Genomic DNA, 21,715 nt, shown 5'->3' on the forward strand with positions numbered 1-21,715 from the left:
ATTTATACTCTTACTGAGCATTACTTGCGACCATGTTGTCCTGGTTCTGTTGTACAACAGATACATAATAAGCATACAGGTTCTTGTAAGTATCCTTACTATAGTGAAGTCCATCTGATGAACTAAATCCAACCTGTGAAAGGTATGAATAACTGTCAATCCATTGTACCCTTGGATCAAGGCCTTCCTTGAGCTTATTATTGAAGTTCTCTATCTGTGCATTTGATACACTTGCACAGGCAGATCCTACAGGAGTAACAGAAGCATAATAAACAGTAATTCCTGCATTTGTCCAGGCATCAATGTTTGAATTAACAAGTTTGATATACTTATTAGCATTAGCAAGGTCATTCACACCAAAGTTAATAATCATCACTGTTCCCTGGCCTGCATACTCAGGAATAGCTGGAAGAGCTGTATTCTTGAAATAGCTATATCCCTCACCAATCTTGGCAATATAGGCCTTGTCAGTTGATCCAACTGCGTTCTGAAGCTGTACAGTCCTGGAATCTCCAACAAAAAGGAATGGAACTCCTGGCATCTCGCTTACCATATAATCGCCTCTAATATATCCAATAAGGTCATTATAAAGAACTTCAAACCAACCATTGTCGGTCACACCAGTAACTGAAATCTCAGTTCCCCAGGTCACCTTACCAAGCTTGTCATAGTCTGTACCTGCTCCTGAACGAACATTTACAGTATCGCTTGCAAACATCTTGGCTACAGTCTCATACTCTGTTACAGTAAAGGCAGTAAGGGACAGCTCAGCAGCATTCTCTTTAGCTTCTACTACTGTTGTCTCTGAATCCTCTAAATTAGCTGATTCCAGAACGTCCACATCAGCATCATTATCTGAAGCTTCTATATTAAGAGTATTCGCCCTGTATAAATCTTCAGATGCATCAGAATAAGCATCTCCATCTGCATCTGATCCAGTCCTATCATTAATAACGGCTGTAGCTACTGTCTGAGCCTTATCACCATTTACTCCAATGATAAGTGCTACTGAAAGAATTGCTGCAAATGCAAAAAGTATGATTAGGTTTTTCTTTTTTTCTTTGTGCATGTTCATAATATCACCATGTTCATTACGAGCCTTAAGTAGTAAATATAATCAGTAAATAGCTCGCCAAATATAAAAGTTATTCCCTCAACCTCACAAATTTTACATTAGACGTAACAATATGTCAAATTTGACTAAAAAGTATCAACCTCTTATAATATAACATGCCTATTTTTGAGCATGTTCAAATACTTGCCAAACAGGTACAATGAATTGGATCATTAGATCTATAAATATGGATCTAAGATCACAGAAACTTATTAATATTAATATAGAACAAAATGACGCAAAACGATAGGAGAAATTATGTGCGGAATAATTGGTTATATTGGTAAGAGAAGCACTAAGGAGATCCTTCTGGACTCACTTGAGCTTTTGGAGTACAGAGGCTATGACAGCGCTGGAATAGCTCTTTTCCCAGAGGGTGAGAACGAACCTATAGTAAGAAAGATTGCAGGACGTGTATCTAACCTTAGAGAGGTCTGCAAGGATGTTACAGATGAATCATGTGCAGGAATCGGACATACACGTTGGGCTACACACGGTGGTGTAAGCGATGCCAATGCTCATCCACACCATCACGGCAAGGTAACACTTGTACACAACGGTATCATCGAGAACTACAAGGAACTTATCAAGGAGTACGATCTTAAGGGCAAGCTTCTTTCAGAGACAGATACTGAGGTTGCTGCTTCTATTCTTGATCACTTTTATGATGGTGATCCAGAGAAGGCTATCAAGGAGACCGTGAACGTACTTAAGGGAACTTTCGCTTTTGCTATTCTCTTTTCAGATCAGCCTGGCAAGATCTACGCTGTACGTAACGTAAGCCCAATCGTTGTTGCCATGACAGATCACGGTGCACTTCTTGCTTCTGATGTAGCTGCTCTTGGTGTGCATGCCAAGGAATACGCATTTCTTCCTGAGTATCATATTGCATGCCTTTCATCCAAGGGAATCCTTGTTCACGACGAGAAGAAGCATGAAGTACCTCTTCAGCTTATGACAATCGACTGGGATACAAGCCGCGGTGGCAAGGGTGGATATCCTTTCTATATGGAAAAAGAGATCCACGAACAGCCAGATGCTATTAAGGACACTGTTTCACCTCATATTGTAAATGGTAAGACATCCTTTGCAGAGGAGGGAATCCCTGATTCACTCTTTAGAGAAAATCAGAACATCGTAGTTATTGCCTGCGGAACAGCTATGCATGCCGGACTTATCGGCCAGCAGCTCTTCCACACTCTTGCTAACATCCACACTGATGTAGCAATAGCTTCCGAGTTTACTTATACAAACCCTGTTATCAAGCCTGGTACACTTGTGATCGCAGTTTCACAGTCAGGTGAGACAATTGATACACTTGAGGCTATCAAGTTTGCCAAGAAAAAAGGTGCCAAGGTTCTTTCTATCGTTAACGTAAAGGGCTCTACAATTGCCGATAACAGTGATTACTGCATTTATACACACGCAGGCCCTGAAATTGCTGTAGCCAGCACCAAGGCTTTCACAAGCCAGGCTTCAGTGTTCTATCTTCTTGCTATACATGCAGCAAGACTTAACGGCCTTCTTTCAACAGAAGAAGTAAGCCACTACCTTGACGAGCTCACACGAGTTCCTGAGATCATCAGCCAGATTCTTGAGAAGAAGTCTATTGTTCAGAAGATGACTAATAAGTTCCTCTCTCACGATCAGGCATTTATGATTGGCCGTGGCCTCGACTACTCACTTCTTCTTGAGGGATCACTTAAGCTTAAAGAGATTTCCTACATTCACTCAGAGGCATACGCTTCAGGTGAGTTAAAGCATGGTACTATCGCTCTTATTACTGACGGAATTCCTGTAGTTGCTCTTGTAACTCAGTCAGCACTTGCATCCAAGGAATATTCAAACATCCGCGAGGTACAGTCTCGTGGAGCAAGCGTTCTGCTCATCACAAGAGATTCACTCTACAAGGACATGAACATTCCTGAGGAAGATACATTTATCCTTCCTGAAATGGATGATCTGTTCATGACATTCCCTGCAGCAGTAGTAATGCAGCTGATCGCATATTACACATCCTTTGCCAAGGGCTACGATGTAGATAAGCCACGTAACCTTGCCAAGGTTGTAACAGTAGAATAATATAAACGTGCGCCGCTAGGCGCACCAATAAAAAGAGCCTTCACTTATACCACTTAAGTGAAAGCTCTTTATTTTTTCTTTTTATGCGAAGTTAACTGCTCCGCTTTCCTTGGCTGATGTTTTAGAGAATTTAAGCTTTTCGGCCTTCTTTTCCATAATAAAGCCCAGGACTCTTGGGTTAATATTCTCAATCTCGCAGCCAATGGCATTGTAGCCGCTTATGCTAAACTTTCTGACTATTACGCCATTTAATACAAGCTTGGGGCTGAGCTCATTTTTCATAAATTCAAGCTTTACCTTATCGCCCACATTAAAGCCTGTATTCTTACCGACCATAAGTGAAAAACCACGAAGAGAGATATCGTGAAGCACTACGCTTATATGTCTTGTCTTGTTTATCACAGCATTGCCCATAAGCTGAACACTGTAACGCTCCGCCTTTCGCTGATGGTTTCCAAGTAAGATTTCCTTTCCTGTTATCACATGGAAATCTGTCCCTGCAAAATCAACCCTGCTGATAGTATCAGCCTGGAATACATGCTTAACCCCACGAATTGTTTCCACATATTCGAAATGAGCATTAGAACAAATATCTATAAGACGACCATCCACCATGACTGGTGTGATCAAAATTCCGTCACCGTAACGCGTAAGAACAGTTGCATCAACATTCTTGCTCTGATTGTTATGAACCAAATTGATGGTTATTTTTGTTGCCTGCGGTATGTCGTATATTTTCATACCGGTATATTATCTTTTTTCGTCAAAAATCACAAGAAAAAAATGTGAACTCTTTGTGTATTTTTGTTGATTCATCAACAAAATTTCATCCAAAAATATGGAAACTGTAATTATGTATCTTAGTTTCCGTTGCATGCAATGTTTTAGCCAACTTCAAGGCCTTCCATCTGTGCAGTATACAGATGATAGTAATCTCCCTTCTTGGCCATAAGCTCTTCATGGCTTCCACACTCAGTTATGCCACCCTCATTTATGTACATGATCTTGTCGCACCTTGTGATTGTGGATAACCTGTGAGCAATGATAAAGCTTGTTCTTCCAGCAAGCATTGCATCAAGGCCCTGCTGAAGGGCTTTTTCAGTTTGTACATCGATACTTGAAGTTGCTTCATCAAGAACCAGGATTGCTGGATCTGATAAAAGAGTTCTGGCAAAAGAGATAAGCTGCTTTTGCCCCTGTGAAAGAAGCGCGCCTCTTTCTTTTACCTCTGTTCTATAGCCGTCATGCATGCTCTTAATGAAAGGATGGGCACAAACAGTCTTGCTGGCTCTCCTGATCTCTGCTTCTGTGGCATCAAGCTTACCGTATCTGATATTATCTTCGATCGTTCCTGAGAAGATGAAGCTGTCCTGAAGCATGATTCCCATCTGTGAACGAAGAGACTTAAGAGTAACCTTTGAAATATCCTGGCCATCAATCAGGATTCTTCCGCTATCCACGTTATAGAATCTTGAAATAAGACTTACGATAGTACTCTTTCCGGCACCAGTTGGTCCTACGAGAGCAACGCTCTCTCCTGGCTTAACGCTAAAGGATACGTTGTGAAGTATTTCTTTTCCCTTTTCATAGGAGAAGGATACGTTTTCAAAGGTTACTTCGCCCTTAACTGCCTTCATCTCTACAGCATCAGGAGCATCATCTACAGTTACAGGCTCATCCATAGTCTCAAAAATTCTCTCAAGATAAGCCATATTGTTGATAAAGCCATTAAAGATATTACCAAGGTTCATGATAGGCTGCCAGAACCTTGATGCATAGCTGGATATAGCCACGATAGTACCAAGAGTCTCGCTTCCCTGTGAAAAGATAAGGAGTCCAAAGAGGAAGATTGAAGCACGGACCAGAACTGATATAGTGTCGATTCCAGGCCACACAAGTGTGCTGTAGCCAACAGCTGTCATCCAGGTCTTTCTGCAGTTACCTGAAAGGGTCTTGAAAATCTCAGCATTTTCTTCTTCTCTTGCAAAGATCTGTGTGATCCTTGCTCCTACTATATTTTCCTGAAGGTAAGCATTAAGGTTTGAGTTCTTGTTGGAAACTGCCTGCCAGGCCTTTCTCTGCTTATTCTTTATCCAGAACATGAAGACCATAAGAAATGGTACACCCGCCATAACAACAAGGCTCAGTTTCACATCAACTGCAAACATAAACACCACAATGAAGATCAGGTTGATGATCTCAAGGATAACGTTTATAAGACCGTTACTTAACATATCTGACACTGAGTTTACATAGTTAACTACTCTTACCAGGATTTTTCCCTGAGGTCTGTCATCATAGTACTGAAATGGAAGCTTTTGCAGGTGTTTAAATAAATCTGCTCTTATCTGGTAGATTATATCCTGGCTGACGTTGATCATGATGTAGGAACGAATTGTAGTAAATATAACGCTCACTACAAAAAATGCAGCTACATAGACCACAAGTCTATACAACATTGGCATATCCCCATTAGGGACAGCAACGTCCAGAGCCTTTTGAACAATCATAGGGCTCACCAGCGCTGCGGCTCCACCAAGCGCTGACAGGATAAGTGCAAGAACCATCTTGCCAGCATGTTTTCTAATATACACCCAGGCCCTTAAAAGGTGTCGTATATCAAAAGGCTCTTCTAAGATTTCGTCTTCTTTATATGTATTTCTTCTAGCCATTTTTTCTCCTCCTTTCAGGCGCCCGCCTGGAGTTTAACAAGTTCAGCATAGTAGCCGCCCTTCTTAATGAGTTCCTCGTGGGTTCCTCTCTCTGTAATCTCGCCATGCTGCATGATAAGGATCTGATCAGCATCCTTGGTAGTAGAAATTCTCTGAGCGATGATGATCTTTGTGCATGGGAAGTCAAGGTGTCTTAGGCTTTCCTGTATCTCTTTTTCCGTTTCAAGGTCAACAGCCGAGGTTGTGTCATCCAGGATAAGGATAGAAGGTCTAACTGCAAGTGCTCTTGCAAGAGAAATCCTCTGCTTCTGGCCTCCAGAAAGGCCTACACCTCTTTCGCCGACTATAGTCTCATAGCCCTCAGGCATCTTGGCGATAAAGTCAGAAGCTGCTGAGTATTTAGCAAAGCGAACAACCTCGTCCTTACTGATATTGCTGTCTCCGTAGGCAATGTTGCCGTCAATTGTATCTGAATAAAGAAGCACATCCTGTGTGGCAAGTCCTATATTCTTTCGAAGCTGGTTTAATTTCAGCTTATTGATATTAACTCCATCCACAAGGATTTCGCCCTCTGTAGGCTCATAGAACCTTGGGATCAGGTGGATAAGGGATGTTTTTCCACAACCCGTCTCACCCATAATGGCAATTGTCTGTCCAGGCTTGGCAGTAAAAGAAATATGCTCAAGCACAGGAAGTTTGGCATCTGCATATTGGAAAGAAACGTCCTTAAACTCTACTTCACCCTTAAATCTGTCTGGCTTATCAACTGCATCTTTTGCATCTACAATCTCAGGCTCAGAGTAGTAGATTTCCATAACCTTGGCAGAAGCTGCAGAGAATCTCTGAAACTCGTTCATTACGTTACCAAGCTGTCTCATAGGGTTTGCTATAGCCCAGATAAGTCCTGAGAAAGCAACATATTCGCCCATGGACATGTCTCCCCTTATAAGGAAAGTGCCGCCAACAAGAAGAAGGATGACTGACAAAAGGTTTGCAAGAGTTTCCACAAATGGGAAGAATCTAAGCCATACTCCTGCAGTCTTTTTGTTAGTATCTCTATAGTCTGTGTTGCAATCATCAAACTTTTCTATCTCATGGTCTTCTCTTGCAAAGGCTTTGACTACTCTGTTTCCTGCAATATTTTCCTGAGCTATTGTGTTCATATTGGCAAGCTTCTCACGAAGAAGTGCATGCATAGGTGCAACCAGTAGCTTGAACACATAGATGATAAAGAAAATAAGTGGCGCAACAATTAAAAGATTGAAGGCCAATTTCCAATCCATGATGATAAAGTAAATAGATGTAAATGAAACAAGGGCAACAGCCTCCATGACCATTCTCACAACCCAGGCTACCATGTGTCTTACAGCATCAAGGTCACCTGTTACTCTGGTCATAAGGTCACCAGTTCTATAGGTACTATAGAACTTCATGTCCTGTCTCTGGATCTTGTCATAAAGGTAATTACGTACTCTGAAAAGTACTGCCTGAGACACATACTCATAGGCCATACAATCTACATACACAATGATGCATCTAAAGATTGTAAGTCCCACCATAAGTGCCAGGTTCTGAATAAAAAGATCCGGATGCTCCGTCAGATTCTGACTTGCATTCTCTCCAGTCAGAAAGTTATCCACAATCTTTCCAGAAAAATAAGGTACTGTAAGCTGCAACATGTTGTAAACTACAGTACCTAGCATTGCCAGGACATAGATAAATCTGTGCCCTTCCATGTTATCCCAAAGCCATTGTAATCTGGTCCTGGGATACTTCCACTTTTTGTCTCTCTTTCCCATAATATTTACCCCTACCTAGTAATAAAATACTCTATTATCTTGATTCTATATCCAGCATTTTTCATTTACAATATGATTTTGCGCAATTCTCTTACTATTTTCGACCAAGTTATATTCATAAATTGCTACTTAGTTCAAAGGGGCTATTCCTGTGCATTTCATGTGCACTATAAAAATAAATATTTGAGTTAAAGAATTAATTTTGCAGAAAGAATTATCCACAAAAAAATCAGCAACCCTAGGATAATAGTTAATCCAACGTAGTTACTGATCATCACTTTAAATATTATAGAATACTATTTTAAGGCATGAAAAAAAGCTGCTGACGGGAATCGAACCCGTGACCTCCGCACTACCAATGCGACGCACTACCGACTGTGCTACAACAGCTTGAACTCTTTCGAGTCACAAAGGTTATTATAACAACTAGCTATACTAGTGTCAATCATAATCTCATTATTAGCATCTGCGCTTATAAGCCATTTTAGCTCATAAGCTGCGAGATAAGATACTGATAAATATCTGCATTTTTTTCCTGCCAGTTATCGCAGATATTCTGGGCAATTTCCTCAGTTGGAACAGAAAGAGCTATATCTACAAGGTTCTGTCCATTTTCCTTGACAACAAGCCTGACTGTGTATTCATTCTCAGCAGTCTTTTGATAGTCGCCCTGGATAGAGGCTTCATTCCTGAGCTTCATACTGTTGTCCTTGAGATATTCATCCATTTCCTGCTTGATTGTAGGATTGATCCTGTTGCCAAAAAACTTAAGGGCCTCCTCACCATCTGCTGTGATCTCAAGATAGGTTCTATTGCCTACTGTCTTTTCATGAATAAGCTCAGAATTAGCCATCTCACTGAAAACCTCTTGCAGTGTAAGGAATGTTGTATATTCTTTTTCCAAAATAAAATCATAGATCTGAGATTTGCTAAGAGGCACTTCGCAGCGCTTTAACATATACAGAACTATCATCTTGTATAAAGTAAGATACTTAGAACTCACAGGACTCCTCCAAAAAAATTATTTCTTAATTATTCTCAGCCATATAGCACTTCTTGACCGCATCTGCTACTGCATCTGCACATCTTGGATCAAAGGCAGCTGGCAATATATTTACATCGCTAAGCTCATCTTCTGGGACAAGGCCTGCAAGAGCATTGGCTGCAGCAAGCTTCATTTCCTCAGTGATCTGTCTTGCTCCGCACTCAAGGGCTCCTCTGAAGATTCCAGGGAAAACAAGTACGTTGTTGACCTGGTTAGGAAAATCACTTCTTCCTGTTCCAATAACTCTGATTCCTGCCTCCCTTGCAAGGTCTGGCATGATCTCAGGAACAGGATTGGCCATTGCAAACATGATAGCATCCTTGTTCATCTGCTGAGCCATCTCCTTGGAAACAATTCCTGGAGCTGAAACTCCGACAAAAATGTCTGCTCCCTTAAGGGCATCTGCTAAAGAGCCGCTTAACTGATCAGGGTTTGTCACATTCATCATCTTCTCCTGCATCCAGTTAAGATCAGTTGAAGACTTGGAAAGAATTCCTGATTTATCGCACATAGTAACATTTTTAAAGCCATATCTTAAAAGGAGCTTAGTAATAGCAATTCCGGCACTTCCTGCACCATTAACTACTACCTTGCAATCCTCTTTTTTCTTGCCCACAACCTTGAGACCGTTTATAACGCCTGCAAGAACTACAATAGCAGTGCCATGCTGGTCATCGTGGAAAACAGGGATATCAAGCTTTTCTTTTAATCTCTCTTCTATCTCAAAACATCTAGGAGCGGAAATGTCCTCAAGATTAATGCCGCCAAAGCCAGGAGCAAGGTATGTGACTGCCTTGATGATCTCCTCTGTATCCTGAGTATCAAGGCAAATAGGCACCGCATTAACTCCGCCAAATTCCTTAAAAAGTACTGCCTTGCCTTCCATAACAGGCATTCCTGCATAAGGTCCAATGTTTCCAAGTCCAAGAACTGCAGAACCATCGGAAACAACAGCTATAGTATTGGATTTAATAGTGTACTTGTAAGCAAGACTCTTATCTTCTGCTATTAATTTACAGGGTTCGGCCACTCCTGGTGTGTAGGCGATAGCCAGATCCTCTTTGGATTTAACCTCCGCTTTGGACCTGATCTCTAGCTTCCCCTGCCATTCTTCGTGCATTTTAAGGGCTTTTTCGGCGTTTGTCATAATGTTACTCCTCTTTCTTATAGATTCGTGATATACGTCCCTATATCACTAGAACTTCTTTCCAACAATATCGTACGCAAATGATATTACATCATTTCTCTTGTCTGTATCAATATATTTGAACACATTATAAATATATTTGTGATGACCACCTGTAGTCTGAAGTCCAAGTGCAAGTCCCAGCGCAGCTATCTCATCACCTGCATCTGTCTGCCTCGAGAACATAAGAGCGTCAATGTAACCATTTTGCTCCATCTTGACATAGGCATAGGCAAAAGCTGCAGCCTGAAGTGTTTCTCCTGAAGATGAGGAATAGCCCATCTCACTTAGGATTATTGATCTGACATTGCCGGAAGAGTCCAGCATCTCAGGTCTTTGCATGTAATTGGTCAAAACTTCCAGGTTATCCATGGAGATAACGGGAGTAGAAACATCATGATTAGTATATTTGGTAGCCTTCCAAAAAGCTGTATTTCCATTAGGATATGAATAAGGATGCGCCGCAAGGCCCCAGTCTATATTGCCGTAATCATTTATTGAGGAGGCGAAAATGTCCAGGAAATCCTTGGCATCATAGTCTCCAGTTTTTTCTGAATTAAGAGTCCATCTCTGGTCTATGGAAAAATAGACCTTGGCTCCTGCATTCTGGCTCTTAATTGCATTATAAAATACGCGGAAGCAACGAACAAACGCCGTTGTGTAGGTATTAACATCCACATAGGGCATGTAATTGTACTCTTTTCTGGCGTTTACCTCATTGGCAATGATCCACATGCTGACATTGCCATGTCCAGAACCTGAGTATCTACCCGCCAAAAAGCTTCCAACTGCAGCGCAGGCCTTAACTCCACCATCTGTTGCGCCGTTAAACATGCGGTAAGGAGCACTAGATGCCCCCCTTGCATCAGGATGTGTAAGATCTGGATAAGCGGATGTACTTGCGTCGTTTAAAACAATAGCTGCTACATCAATTCCCATGCTGTTAAGTCTCTTAAAGAGATAGTCATAGGTATCAATTGCGCCCTTATTGAAGTGATAGGTCACTCCTCCGTAGCTATAAGCAATTCCCCCCGAAGTAGTAAGGATATGGGAAAGAGGAATATTATAAGCGCAGTAGCTGACTCCCAAATCTGTAAGCTCGCCAATTCTAAGTGGATCTGGCAGGATTCCCTTGATGGATGTATGCTTCATCCCGCTATAGTTGTAGGAAGCACAAGCTCCCGGATTTGTTATGTATTTGGCATGGCTGATGGAAACATACTCTCCACCAAGCTTAACTGCCACTGTAAACTTTGAAAACAGTTTGGAAGATGCATCGCCCTTGTTAAGGTTTATGGTAAAAGAGGTCTCATCGTCCTTGTAGATCTTACTTAAGGGCTCAGCTCCCTCTGGTATTGCATCCTGATAGGTTGTTTCTTCAAAAAGGTAGTAGTATTTGTCGTCGCTTTTAGGAATTCCCTCGGAGGTTACATCTATCTGTACCTTGCCCCCATCTACAATATGGCACTCACTTATGGTTGCAAAGCTTGACCTTGTATCTGCATTCATCTCAACTGTTGCAGGCCTCTTTGAAAGTTCGTCTGCAACAGACTTGCCTCCATCAACAATAGCCCTTATTGTGTCAGGACTTATATACTCTGACTCATAGAGATCTTCTACAGGCTCAGCAAAAGATGCCTCGAACAAAGCTACATCCTCGGCATCCTCGTCATTTCCTTTATCCATTCCGAAAATAACAAACAAAATCATTCCTAGAACAAAAGCAGAGGCAAGAACCGCAACAATACCGCTTAATATGACCAGTCGCCTGTTCTTGCGGGCCTTCGCTCCAGAATGTATCCTACGCTTTTTCTTTTTCATCTATCCCCCAAATAAAAACTATTTCTGCCCCTTGAGCTTTTTCATATGCTCCTTTATCTTGACCTCATATCCATTTCCTGATGGATTGTAGAATTCCTTGCCATTAAGCTCATATGGAAGGTACTGCTGCTCCACATAATTGTTGGGATAATCATGAGCATATTTATAACCAATTCCGTGGCCTAACTTGGCCGCAGACTTATAATGTGCATCCTGTAAATGAGGAGGAATAGGAAGATTCCCTGTCTCCCTCACTGTAGCCATAGCATCGTCAATAGCACAAATTGCCGCGTTGCTCTTGGGTGCTGTAGCAATATAGCTTGCAGCCTGAGCAAGAGTTATTCTGGCCTCTGGCATTCCAAGCCTCTCAACTGCAAGAGATGCTGCAACAGCCACCTGAAGTGCCTGTGGATCTGCATTGCCAACATCTTCTGAAGCACAGACCATCATCCTCCTGACGATAAACTTGGGATCTTCGCCAGCATTTAGCATCCTTGCAAGGTAGTAAACTGCCGCGTCGGGATCTGACCCTCTCATGCTCTTGATAAAGGCAGAAATGGTGTCATAGTGATTGTCGCCATCCTTGTCATATCTGGCCACCTTTTTCTGGATACACTCCTGAGCAACGTCCCTTGTAATGTGGATAAGTCCGTCACTACTTCGCTCAGTAGTAAGAATTCCAAGTTCTATGGCATTAAGGGCATGTCTTGCGTCGCCATCAGCAAGATCTGCCAGAAAATCTGCAGCATCAGGTTCAAGGACCGCTCTATACGCTCCCATTCCCCTCTCCTTGTCAGTTACTGCTCTATTAAGAAGGACCTTGATATCTTCAGCAGTCAGCGGCTTAAGCTCAAATATAACAGACCTTGAAATAAGAGCTCCGTTAACCTCGAAATAAGGATTCTCGGTTGTGGCGCCAATAAGGATTACTGTACCGTCCTCAACAAAGGGTAAAAGATAATCCTGCTGCCCCTTATTGAATCTGTGGATCTCGTCTATAAAAAGAATCGTCTTCTTGCCATACATTCCAAGGTTATCCTTGGCCTTATTAACAACCTCTTCCATATCCTTTTTGCCAGCTACTGTGGCATTTATCTGCATAAATTCAGCCTTGGTCGTACCGGCAATGACTCTGGCAAGCGTAGTCTTACCAGTTCCTGGAGGTCCATACAATATGATAGAGCTTAATTTATCTGCAGAAATTGCACGATAAAGAAGCTTGTCCCTGGCAATGATGTGCTGCTGTCCCACAACTTCATCCAGTGTGCGGGGGCGCATTCTTGCGGCAAGCGGAGACTCTTTCTCTTTGCTGTTTTCTCTCATATACTCAAATAAATCCATAACACTACGATTGTACTATTTTTCCCCTTATTGTACAAATAAATAAGCCTATAAAAACAAAGTAAATTTACTCGGATTTTACTATATTACGAACCCAGACTCCGCTCTTTACAAGCACAAATCCAATAAGACATTTTAAAATCTCTGTAAGTGATACTATCGCAAACACAAAAAGCGCAGGAAGTGCTGTATAGCGGCTCAGTACATAGGCTGTTGGAACTGATACAGCCCAGGAAAAGCAGCTGTCAAACAAAAATGTAACCGCTGTCTTGCCTCCAGACCTCATTGTGAAGTAAGAAACATTAGCATAAGCATTTATAGGCATGCAAATTGCTACTACCCAGATAAACCTTGTAGCAAGAGCTCTTATCTCGGGCTCTGTATTGTAAAAGTTTGGTATAAAAGGCGCTGCACAGGCAAGGAGTGTTCCCATTACAAATGTACTTGCAACACTGAGCGCCGCCATCCTAAAGGCAGTTCTTCTAGCATTTACAAGTCTGTCAGCTCCAAGCTCCTGTCCAACAATGATTCCAGCAGAATTTCCAAGGGATAAGAAAACCTCATTAAATATCTGTGATATAGTGCCACTGATATTCATTGCAGCAATTATAGCTATTCCTCTAAGTGAATATGCCTGCAAGAGAGTCGCCTGAGCAAGACTCCACAAAAACTCATTGCAAAGAAGCGGAAGGGATCTTATAAGCATTGGAAAAACAAGATTTCCAGGAATAACAAAATGGCTGTACAATCCCCTGAAAAACTCATACCTTGTACCTCTTCTGTGGGCTCCAAATACCACTATAAACAGCTCTGTAAATCTTGAAATCACAGTAGCAACGGCCGCTCCAAAAACTCCCATCTTAGGAAGTCCAAAAAGTCCAAAGATCAAAAGAGCATTAAATACAAAGTTAACTCCCATGGCTACCATACTTGCTATCATAGGAAGGGTTGTCTTGCCGGATTCCCTCATGGCACTTGCATAAACCTGAGTAAGGCTAAAGGGTATAAGACCAACGATCATTATCCTCAGATATCCGCCTGCAAGTCTTAAAGTCTCTGCTCTCTCATCCGGAAAGGTATCAGATGAAATGTAAAGTGCAATAAGGTCTCCTCCAAAATTCATAAGGATAATAGCAGCAATTATCAGGATAGTTATGGCTGTTATCAGCTTAAATCTAATGGCAGCCCTTACGCCCTCCATATCTCCTTTTCCAAAGAACTGTGTGCTAAAGATTCCTGCTCCCGCAAGAGATCCCCAAATACACAGGTAAAAGATAAAGAGAATCTGATTTACTATTGCTACAGATGACATGGACAGGGTTCCCACCTGGCCCACCATGATATTATCCAAAAGTCCTACAATGTTAGATAAGGTATTCTGGATGATCATAGGCACAACAACCATAGCTACTCGTGAATAGAAGTTTCTATCGCCGATAAGCGCCTCTCTTAATCCAAATTTATATTTAACTGCTTCTTGTCTGTTTCCAGTTTCAAACATTTCTCTCATTTTAATAAATCCTTTGTCTTAGCATTTAGCATGTTAAGAACACGCTTTTTGTCAAGGCTCCATAAGGGCTCTACAAGGAGCTTTCTAGGGCCGTCCCCCTGCATCCTGTGAACTACACAGTTGTCAGGCAAAAGAGCTATGCACTCTGCCACCAGATCAGTGTATTCCTCCATGGACATCACATAAAAGTCGCTTGAGGCTCCTTCTGTGGCTTTTAAGAACTCCTGATACATTACTGTTCCCTTCAGGATCTGTAAATTCTGAAGTTTGATTCCATCTAGCTCTGGTGTTAACTCTGACAAAAACTTTACTGTATCAAGCATCATCTCTTTTGACTCACCGGGAAGGCCTAAGATAACATGGACAATGACCGTGATGCCAGCATTTTTAAGCCTCTTATAGGCATCAGTAAATACAGGAAGATCATACCCTCTGTTTACACGCCTTGCAGTTTCATCATGTATTGTCTGAAGCCCAAGTTCTATCCAGACTGGTTTGATGCTGTTTAGCTCTTTTAACATATCCATCACATCAGGGCCAAGGCAGTCTGGTCTTGTTCCAAGGGAAAGAGCTACTACCTCATCCCTTTTTATGGCGTCTGTGTAAAGCGCTTTTAATCGCTCCACATCCCCATAGGTGTTGGTAAAAGACTGATAATAAGCAATAAACTTCCTTGCATCGGTTTTACCAGCTATTTTCTCTTTGGCTTCCTCAAAGATGGTTGTGGCAAATTCTCCAGAGCCTCCTTCAGAACAAAAGGTGCATCCTCCTGTTCCACAGGTTCCATCCCTGTTAGGGCATCCACAGCCCGATGATAGGGCCAGTCTATAGACCTTTTCGCCATATTTATTTTTTAAAAATGTAGATAATCTGACTGGCATAAGCTATCATTCCGACCTTTTTCCATTAGAAGTGACGTAACTCTGGGGTTTCCTATTGATGTCGCATATTCCATGGCCTTGTCCTGATCTTCAAAAGAAAGAAGACTCTCTGATCCGAAATCTCCTTGTCTTCTAAGATCAAGCACACTTCCAAGCAGTTTCTGGGCGTCATCGCTATCTTTAGCTCTATCGATGAGCCTTTTTAATATAGCAAAGCCGCTATCACTTACATAATTCTCATATTCTTTCTTAAATCTCTCTTCAAGTTCCACAGGATATAACAGTCTTCCGATTGCAATATCCTCGCAAATGCTGCCACCATCTATCCTGGCCTTGGAAAAGAGATTGTCATACTGCCTGTAGTCAATCTTCCTGCGGTCCACACATTCGCGGTAAGCATAGCCGGAACCCGCTATGGAAAACTGTATCGTCCTTGCCATGGTGTTCTCGTTAAAGTCATAGACATAACCAGGAAAAGAAAGGCAGGCTTCTACATCCTCTTTTTCCTGGGAACTTATATGAATCTGGAAGCGCAGGGCTTTGTCCGTATCGGATAGGAAGTTTCTTATGACCTCATACCAGTTTCTCTCAATAGTGATCTCAACGTCCTCTAAACTGTCACACTGTCTGCATACGCCGTCATAGTAGTCATCTATGCTGTCAAAAAGAGATATCTTTTTAAGGCTCCTGCTATTGTGGAAAACATAACTTCTAAGAGTTCTGATAGTGGACGGAAGGGCAACTTTCTCAATATCCTGTCTTGATGAAAAGGCATGACTTCCTATAGCTTCTACTGGAAGATCATCAATATGGTCAGGTATTATCAGCTCTTTTGCACTACCTTCAAAGCCTGTAATTACTATATATTCGTGATTATCTTTTTTGTCTGTTTCTTTTTCGTATAAAAACATATTTACCTGATCTCTATCAGCTGTGATTTACTTTATTTACAAGCTTGCCCAATAGGTTATAATGCACTTTCATGGCGCCCTTTGGACAAAATTCCTGACAGCAGAAGCACTTTATGCACTTGCTCCTGTCTATCTGCGGAAGGCCGTTTTTACCGCCTTCTACCATGGTTATAGCCTTAGCAGGGCAGGTTTCAAAGCACTTCTTGCAGCCTATACACTCATCCTTTTTAACAAGGGGCTTTGTAGTGAGGGCAATCTTAAGGGCAACCGATTCAATCTTGCCAAATATTCCTTTTCCCTCAAAGGTAATGCTCTGGTGAATGGTGGCTCTCTTAAAGTCGCTTATCTTAAGATCTGATAAAGCACTGCCTACAACTTCCACTTCGCTGATATCCTTGGGGCCAAGTTTTCTCTCACCTGCTGCCACCAAAGTTCCAACATCTGCATAGCCCATTCCTATAAGCTCAGCACATGCCATATCAAGAGCATAGGGCTTTTTGGAAGCAAGAACCGCGCCTATATGTCTCTTTTCTCCAGCAGTTGGACCGTTGCCCTCCATACCATCTATAGCATCTACCACGTAAAGAGCCGGTTTAAAAAACTCGTTTAAGTCCACCATGATGTTGGCAAAGGCCTTTTCCTCAGGAAATCTCATGTGATACTCAGGCTTGGTAGTCCCAGGAATAGTACCAAACATGTTCTTGACTGCACAGCTCATGCCCATCATGGCATGGGTCTTGAGCTTAGAAACATTTATAATTGCATCCACACTATCAAGCCAGCCTGTATAGATAAAAGTTTTTATGGACACAGCATCCATGAACTCTGCATTCTTAACTGAGAAATCCTGGTTAAGAGAGACCTTCACTCCTGATGGATCAAGCTCTTTTACCAGCTTTTCAAGACCGCAGGTCCTGTAAACTCCCTTAAGGAACCCTTCAGTATAGATTCCTCCCGGGCTGTCTCCTATTACGACTGTAGCTTTTCTCTCAAGTAGAAGTTCACAGAGCCTTCTAAGCACCATAGGGTGAGTAGTTGCTGACTTATCAGGATCCATGGCCGCCACGAGATTGGCCTTTATTCCAATCTTCATTCCAGGCTTAACAAAATCAAGGCCACCTATACTATCTAACACTTTATCCAAGGAGCTTTTCACAGCCTCAGCGTCGTAGGAGGGGCATTTTTCTATAGAAACTTTTTCGTACATATTTTATCCTTATCTCGTTTTTAATTATTCAAATGAATCTGCATTCTCACAGGCATAAAACCGCAAATTTTATGCAACACAAAAGGTGGCAACAGATGTTGTCACCTATTATTTGGACATTATAGTTATAGCCTTATTTATGACTTCTATAGAAGTCTCTTTAAAGGATCCGCCAAACTCTCCATCAAGAGTCCACTCAACCTCTTCCTCTGACTTTAAGCTGACCTTAGAGACCTGTTTGTAGGTGATGTATGGGTTATCCGGCTCTCTTACAGCAAGGGCTGCAAGAATAGCATTGAATTCTCCAAGATTCTTGGGCGCCCTGATAAGCAGTAGCTCCATCTGCCCATCGTCCTGCTTGATATCATCATCTGCAAAAAGTGTCATGCCTGCTACAGAGGCAGAGTTACTGACTGCGCCAAAGAGATAATCCCCTTCTTCCACGACTCCATCAGCCTCAATCTGCATATGGCAGCTATAGCCTATGTTCTGCGGAAGTTCAGCTATCGCGCTTATGACATAGGCTGCGTAGCCCAGAACATTTTTAAGATCCTGGTCAGTTGCGTAGCTTACCTTGGAGAAAGCACCAAAGGCTGCAACATAGTTAAAGTAGGAGTCATTCATTCTGCCAACATCATATTGGATTGGTTTGCCTGATACAGCTACTTCCAGAGCCTTTGAGCGTGCGCTTGGTATTCCAAGCCCCTTTGCAAAATCATTGGTGCTGCCTGATGGAATATAGGCAAGAAGTGGCTTTTTTTCAAGGTTCATCATTGCATTCATCGCGTGATTAAGTGTTCCATCACCGCCACTACACAAAATAAGGTCTGCTTCTTCTCCATATTCTTCTACCAGAACTTCTGATGTCAGGTCTGTACCAGGAATTATCGGATATATAATAGGTTCATATCCTCTTTTTGCAAGGGTAGTCGATATTTCAAGAGTATCATTTCCTGCCTTCCCAACTCCTGATGTTTTATTTATCAAAACAAGAGCTTTCTTTCTCTTTTCCACAATTATCACTTCCTGTAATTATATTGATATCTGCTTAAATTCTCTTGTAAGTTCTGTAGGTATAGGTGAGATCGAAATAAACCTGCTCGTCGCTTTCGTCCACAAGCTCCCACTCTGGATCTTTGTCCAGATTAGGAAAATAGGAATCTGCCTCAAATTCCTTGTCTATGAAGGTTACGATTGCTGTGTCGCACTTATCAAGGAACTCCTCATATACGCTTGATCCGCCAATGATATACACCTCATCTGTATCAAGATCAGAAACAAGACTTAAAAGCTCTTCCTTGGAATGAGCTACAGCGGCGTTCTTGACTGTGTAGTCTTTTTTGGTTGAAAGGATAATGTTGTTACGACCTGGAAGGACTACTCTTTGCGGAAAAGTCTCAAGGGTCTTTCTGCCATAAACTATAGTTTTGCCGATTGTCTCATTTCTGAAATTCTTCTGATCTGCTGGTATGCTGACAAGGAGTTGTCCCTTGTTGCCGATTGCCCAGTTACTGTCTACTGCTACGATTGCTTTCATGTGGTCTCCTCTGTATTGTTACTTTTTCGCGATATACTGCGCAACATTGAATTTACTCAGTCCTTATATCGCTCAGATTGCTATTGGAATGTCTTTCAGCTGCTCACCAGCAACTTCGTAGTCCTCAAGGGATACATCATCGCGAGTGAACTTGTAGAAATCTTTTACATCAGGATTTAAGTGGAACTTAGGTGCTGGAAGAGGCTTGCGCTCTATGAGTTCCTTGATAAGCGGAACATGCCTGTCGTAAATATGCGCATCTGCAATAACATGCACAAGTTCTCCAACATTCATGTCACAGACCTGTGCGATCATATGAACAAGAACTGCATACTGCACAACATTCCAGTTATTGGCAGCCAGAACATCCTGAGATCTCTGATTTAAGATAGCATTAAGTGTAAGTCTGTCCTCGCCCTTTTTCTGAGTTACATTGTAGGTTACAGAATAAGCGCAAGGGTAAAGATGCATCTCATGAAGGTCAGAAAACACATAGGTATTTGTCATGATGCGGCGGCTAAATGGGTTGTTCTTAAGGTCATAAATAACCCTGTCCATCTGGTCAAACTCGCCCTCTTTGTAGATGCTCTTTTGACCAATCTGATAACCGTAGGCCTTACCAATTGAGCCTGTCTCATCAGCCCATTCATCCCAGATGTGGCTGTTAAGGTCATTTATATTATTACTCTTTTTCTGATATATCCACAAAACCTCATCAGTAGCGCTCTTAAGAGCAGTCTTTCTAAGAGTCATGATAGGAAACTCCTTAGAAAGGTCATATCTGTTAACTACTCCAAATTTCTTTATTGTATAGGCCGGTGTTCCGTCAGGCCAATGAGGTCTTACCTTTTCCCCCTCTGTTGATGTGCCGTTTTCAAGAATGTCCCTGCACATACCAATAAAAATATCATCTGCTCTACTCATCCCTTGCTCCTCCTGACTATTATTTTACGTAAACTTACTTGCTCTCTAATCAAGTATGCTCTATGTATTTTCTTATTTACTCCATTTATCGCACAGTGCGATTATCTGATCTGCAAATTTGGCCTTGTCCTTGTTGGTCATGCCCTCACTCCTTGCTATGATACCCATAAGTCTGGCACCTGCTGCCTTGAGTCTTGCATAAACATCAGAAACAAGCGTGGCCTCTTTCTTTTTAACAGGTATTGGCAGTCCTTCTTTTACAATCTGACCAGATATCAGGTCAAACTCAGTTCCGCTGTAAGGCGCATAGGTATCGAATCCATATTCATCCCTAAGGCACTTGGCAAAAGAGTTGCAAACGCTGTCTTCTCCATGTACAATGAAAACTTTTTTAGGTCTCTTTTTATCAAAACCATTTATCCACTCGATAAGGCCGTTCTTGTCAGCGTGGCCAGAGAGTCCCTCCATCTTGCAAATGTCGGCCTTAATATCTATTGTCTCACCAAAGAGCTTTATCTGCTCCGCGCCGTCTATGATTGCTCTACCAGTGGTTCCTATTGACTGATAACCAACAAAGAGTATTGTGCATTCCTCTCTCCAGAGATTGTGCTTGAGGTGGTGCCTGATACGGCCGGCCTCGCACATTCCGGAAGCTGAAATTATAACCTTGGGCTCTGGATCTTCATTTATAGCCCTTGACTCCTCAGTTGTGATAGCAAGGTTAAGTCCTGGGAAGGTAATGGGATTTATCCTCTTTTTTACAAGTTCCATTGCCTCTTCGTCATAGCACTCATACTGGTTATCTTCAAAGATTTCTGTAGCTTCCACAGCAAGCGGGCTATCCACGAATACAGGGAAGTTAGGGTTAGATTTTACCAGGCCATCCTTTTTTATCTTCCTGATAAAATACAGCATTTCCTGAGTTCTTCCCACCGCAAAAGAAGGAATGACAACATTGCCGCCTCTTTTAAAGGTTCTATCAAGTATATCTGCCAGATCTCTTACGTAGTCTGGTCTCTCAGTCTCATGAAGTCTGTCGCCATAGGTAGACTCCATGATGCAGTAGTCTGCCTCAGAAGTCTTCTGCGGGTCTCTTATAAGTGGCTGGCGCTTATTGCCAATATCTCCGGAAAAGACAAGCTTCTTCGTGACATTTTTTTCTGTTAGCCATACCTCTATGCTGGCAGAGCCCAAAAGATGCCCTATATCTGTAAACCTGATCTTTACGCCCTCGCAGATATCTATCTCCTGGCCATATGCACATGGAACAAAGGCCTTGATTGTTTTTTCCGCATCTTCCATGGTATAAGCTGGCTCTATCTGTGAGATATCTCTTGTTCTCTTGGCCTTTCTGTTGCGCCACTCAGCTTCCTGCATCTGAATATGGGCACAGTCACGGAGCATGATGTTACAAAGATCTACCGTAGCCTCTGTAGCATAAATCTTGCCCCGAAAGCCCTTGGCATACAAAAGCGGAAGATTTCCCGAGTGATCCACATGTGCATGAGTTAGAAAAACATAGTCGATCTCCGGAGCTGAAACAGGCAGCGGAACGTTTTCAAAATAGTCCTTGCCCTGCTCCATTCCATAATCCACAAGAATATTTTTACCACAGGCTTCCAGAAAATGACAGCTACCTGTCACTTCGTGATCAGCACCTACAAAGATAAGCTTCATATGTTCAA

At 42.1% G+C, this 21,715-nt stretch carries 17 protein-coding genes and 1 tRNA gene; 1 reads left to right on the plus strand and 17 read right to left on the minus strand.

Features of this window, described 5'->3' with window-relative positions:
- Window positions 1-10 precede the first annotated feature (10 nt).
- Entirely contained in the window at window positions 11-1,069 is a 1,059-nt protein-coding gene (locus G631_RS0116995; RefSeq protein ID WP_196803898.1) for an SH3 domain-containing protein, read from the minus strand.
- A 303-nt stretch (window positions 1,070-1,372) separates the two neighbouring features.
- Between G631_RS0116995 and glmS the strand changes: the two genes are divergently transcribed.
- Window positions 1,373-3,196 carry a glutamine--fructose-6-phosphate transaminase (isomerizing) gene (gene glmS, locus G631_RS0117000; protein WP_026490458.1) on the plus strand — a complete coding sequence of 608 codons (1,824 nt, stop codon included), beginning with the start codon at window positions 1,373-1,375 and terminating at the stop codon, window positions 3,194-3,196.
- Window positions 3,197-3,277: 81 nt separating this feature from the next.
- Here the strand turns inward: glmS and G631_RS0117005 are convergent, their stop codons facing one another.
- The 16 genes from G631_RS0117005 to G631_RS0117080 form a co-directional block, all read right to left on the minus strand.
- A complete protein-coding gene (locus tag G631_RS0117005; protein ID WP_026490459.1) occupies window positions 3,278-3,937 on the minus strand; it encodes a PilZ domain-containing protein in 660 nt (219 codons plus the stop codon).
- Window positions 3,938-4,080: 143 nt separating this feature from the next.
- The gene (locus G631_RS0117010) at window positions 4,081-5,868 is read right to left on the minus strand and encodes an ABC transporter ATP-binding protein (protein ID WP_026490460.1); all 1,788 of its coding nucleotides are present in this window, start codon (window positions 5,866-5,868) and stop codon (window positions 4,081-4,083) included.
- A 14-nt stretch (window positions 5,869-5,882) separates the two neighbouring features.
- Complete coding sequence (locus G631_RS0117015; protein ID WP_051197352.1) at window positions 5,883-7,667, minus strand: ABC transporter ATP-binding protein; 1,785 nt, start codon at window positions 7,665-7,667, stop codon at window positions 5,883-5,885.
- Between the two features lie 317 nt (window positions 7,668-7,984).
- Window positions 7,985-8,057: transfer RNA gene (locus tag G631_RS0117020), tRNA-Thr, on the minus strand.
- A 94-nt stretch (window positions 8,058-8,151) separates the two neighbouring features.
- Entirely contained in the window at window positions 8,152-8,670 is a 519-nt protein-coding gene (locus G631_RS0117025; protein ID WP_026490462.1) for a DUF4364 family protein, read from the minus strand.
- Window positions 8,671-8,695: 25 nt separating this feature from the next.
- Window positions 8,696-9,859, minus strand: coding sequence for an NAD(P)-dependent malic enzyme (locus tag G631_RS0117030; RefSeq protein ID WP_026490463.1), 1,164 nt, complete (start codon window positions 9,857-9,859; stop codon window positions 8,696-8,698).
- A 48-nt stretch (window positions 9,860-9,907) separates the two neighbouring features.
- Window positions 9,908-11,719 (minus strand): DUF5722 domain-containing protein, encoded by a 1,812-nt coding sequence (locus G631_RS19685; RefSeq protein ID WP_051197353.1) that lies wholly within the window; start codon window positions 11,717-11,719, stop codon window positions 9,908-9,910.
- A gap of 18 nt (window positions 11,720-11,737) precedes the next feature.
- Window positions 11,738-13,060, minus strand: coding sequence for a replication-associated recombination protein A (locus G631_RS0117040; RefSeq protein ID WP_026490464.1), 1,323 nt, complete (start codon window positions 13,058-13,060; stop codon window positions 11,738-11,740).
- Window positions 13,061-13,127: 67 nt separating this feature from the next.
- Window positions 13,128-14,570: an MATE family efflux transporter gene (locus G631_RS0117045; protein ID WP_026490465.1), complete on the minus strand. Its 1,443-nt coding sequence runs from the start codon at window positions 14,568-14,570 to the stop codon at window positions 13,128-13,130.
- Window positions 14,567-15,451, minus strand: coding sequence for a TIGR01212 family radical SAM protein (locus tag G631_RS0117050; RefSeq protein WP_026490466.1), 885 nt, complete (start codon window positions 15,449-15,451; stop codon window positions 14,567-14,569). Before G631_RS0117050 ends, G631_RS0117045 begins: the two co-directional genes overlap by 4 nt.
- The gene (locus G631_RS19690) at window positions 15,424-16,362 is read right to left on the minus strand and encodes a leucine-rich repeat protein (protein WP_035789980.1); all 939 of its coding nucleotides are present in this window, start codon (window positions 16,360-16,362) and stop codon (window positions 15,424-15,426) included. Before G631_RS19690 ends, G631_RS0117050 begins: the two co-directional genes overlap by 28 nt.
- Window positions 16,363-16,378: 16 nt before the next feature.
- Window positions 16,379-17,569, minus strand: coding sequence for a DUF362 domain-containing protein (locus G631_RS19695; RefSeq protein WP_051197354.1), 1,191 nt, complete (start codon window positions 17,567-17,569; stop codon window positions 16,379-16,381).
- 108 nt (window positions 17,570-17,677) lie between these two features.
- Entirely contained in the window at window positions 17,678-18,583 is a 906-nt protein-coding gene (locus tag G631_RS0117065; protein WP_026490467.1) for a diacylglycerol/lipid kinase family protein, read from the minus strand.
- A gap of 34 nt (window positions 18,584-18,617) precedes the next feature.
- On the minus strand, window positions 18,618-19,106 hold the full coding sequence (locus G631_RS0117070; protein ID WP_026490468.1) for a dihydrofolate reductase: 489 nt from the start codon (window positions 19,104-19,106) through the stop codon (window positions 18,618-18,620).
- A 72-nt stretch (window positions 19,107-19,178) separates the two neighbouring features.
- Entirely contained in the window at window positions 19,179-20,030 is an 852-nt protein-coding gene (thyA, locus tag G631_RS0117075; RefSeq protein ID WP_026490469.1) for a thymidylate synthase, read from the minus strand.
- Between the two features lie 72 nt (window positions 20,031-20,102).
- Window positions 20,103-21,707, minus strand: coding sequence for an MBL fold metallo-hydrolase RNA specificity domain-containing protein (locus tag G631_RS0117080; protein WP_026490470.1), 1,605 nt, complete (start codon window positions 21,705-21,707; stop codon window positions 20,103-20,105).
- Window positions 21,708-21,715 lie beyond the last annotated feature (8 nt).

This window comes from Butyrivibrio sp. XBB1001 (genome assembly GCF_000424505.1).
Taxonomy (GTDB): Bacteria; Bacillota; Clostridia; order Lachnospirales; family Lachnospiraceae; genus Butyrivibrio.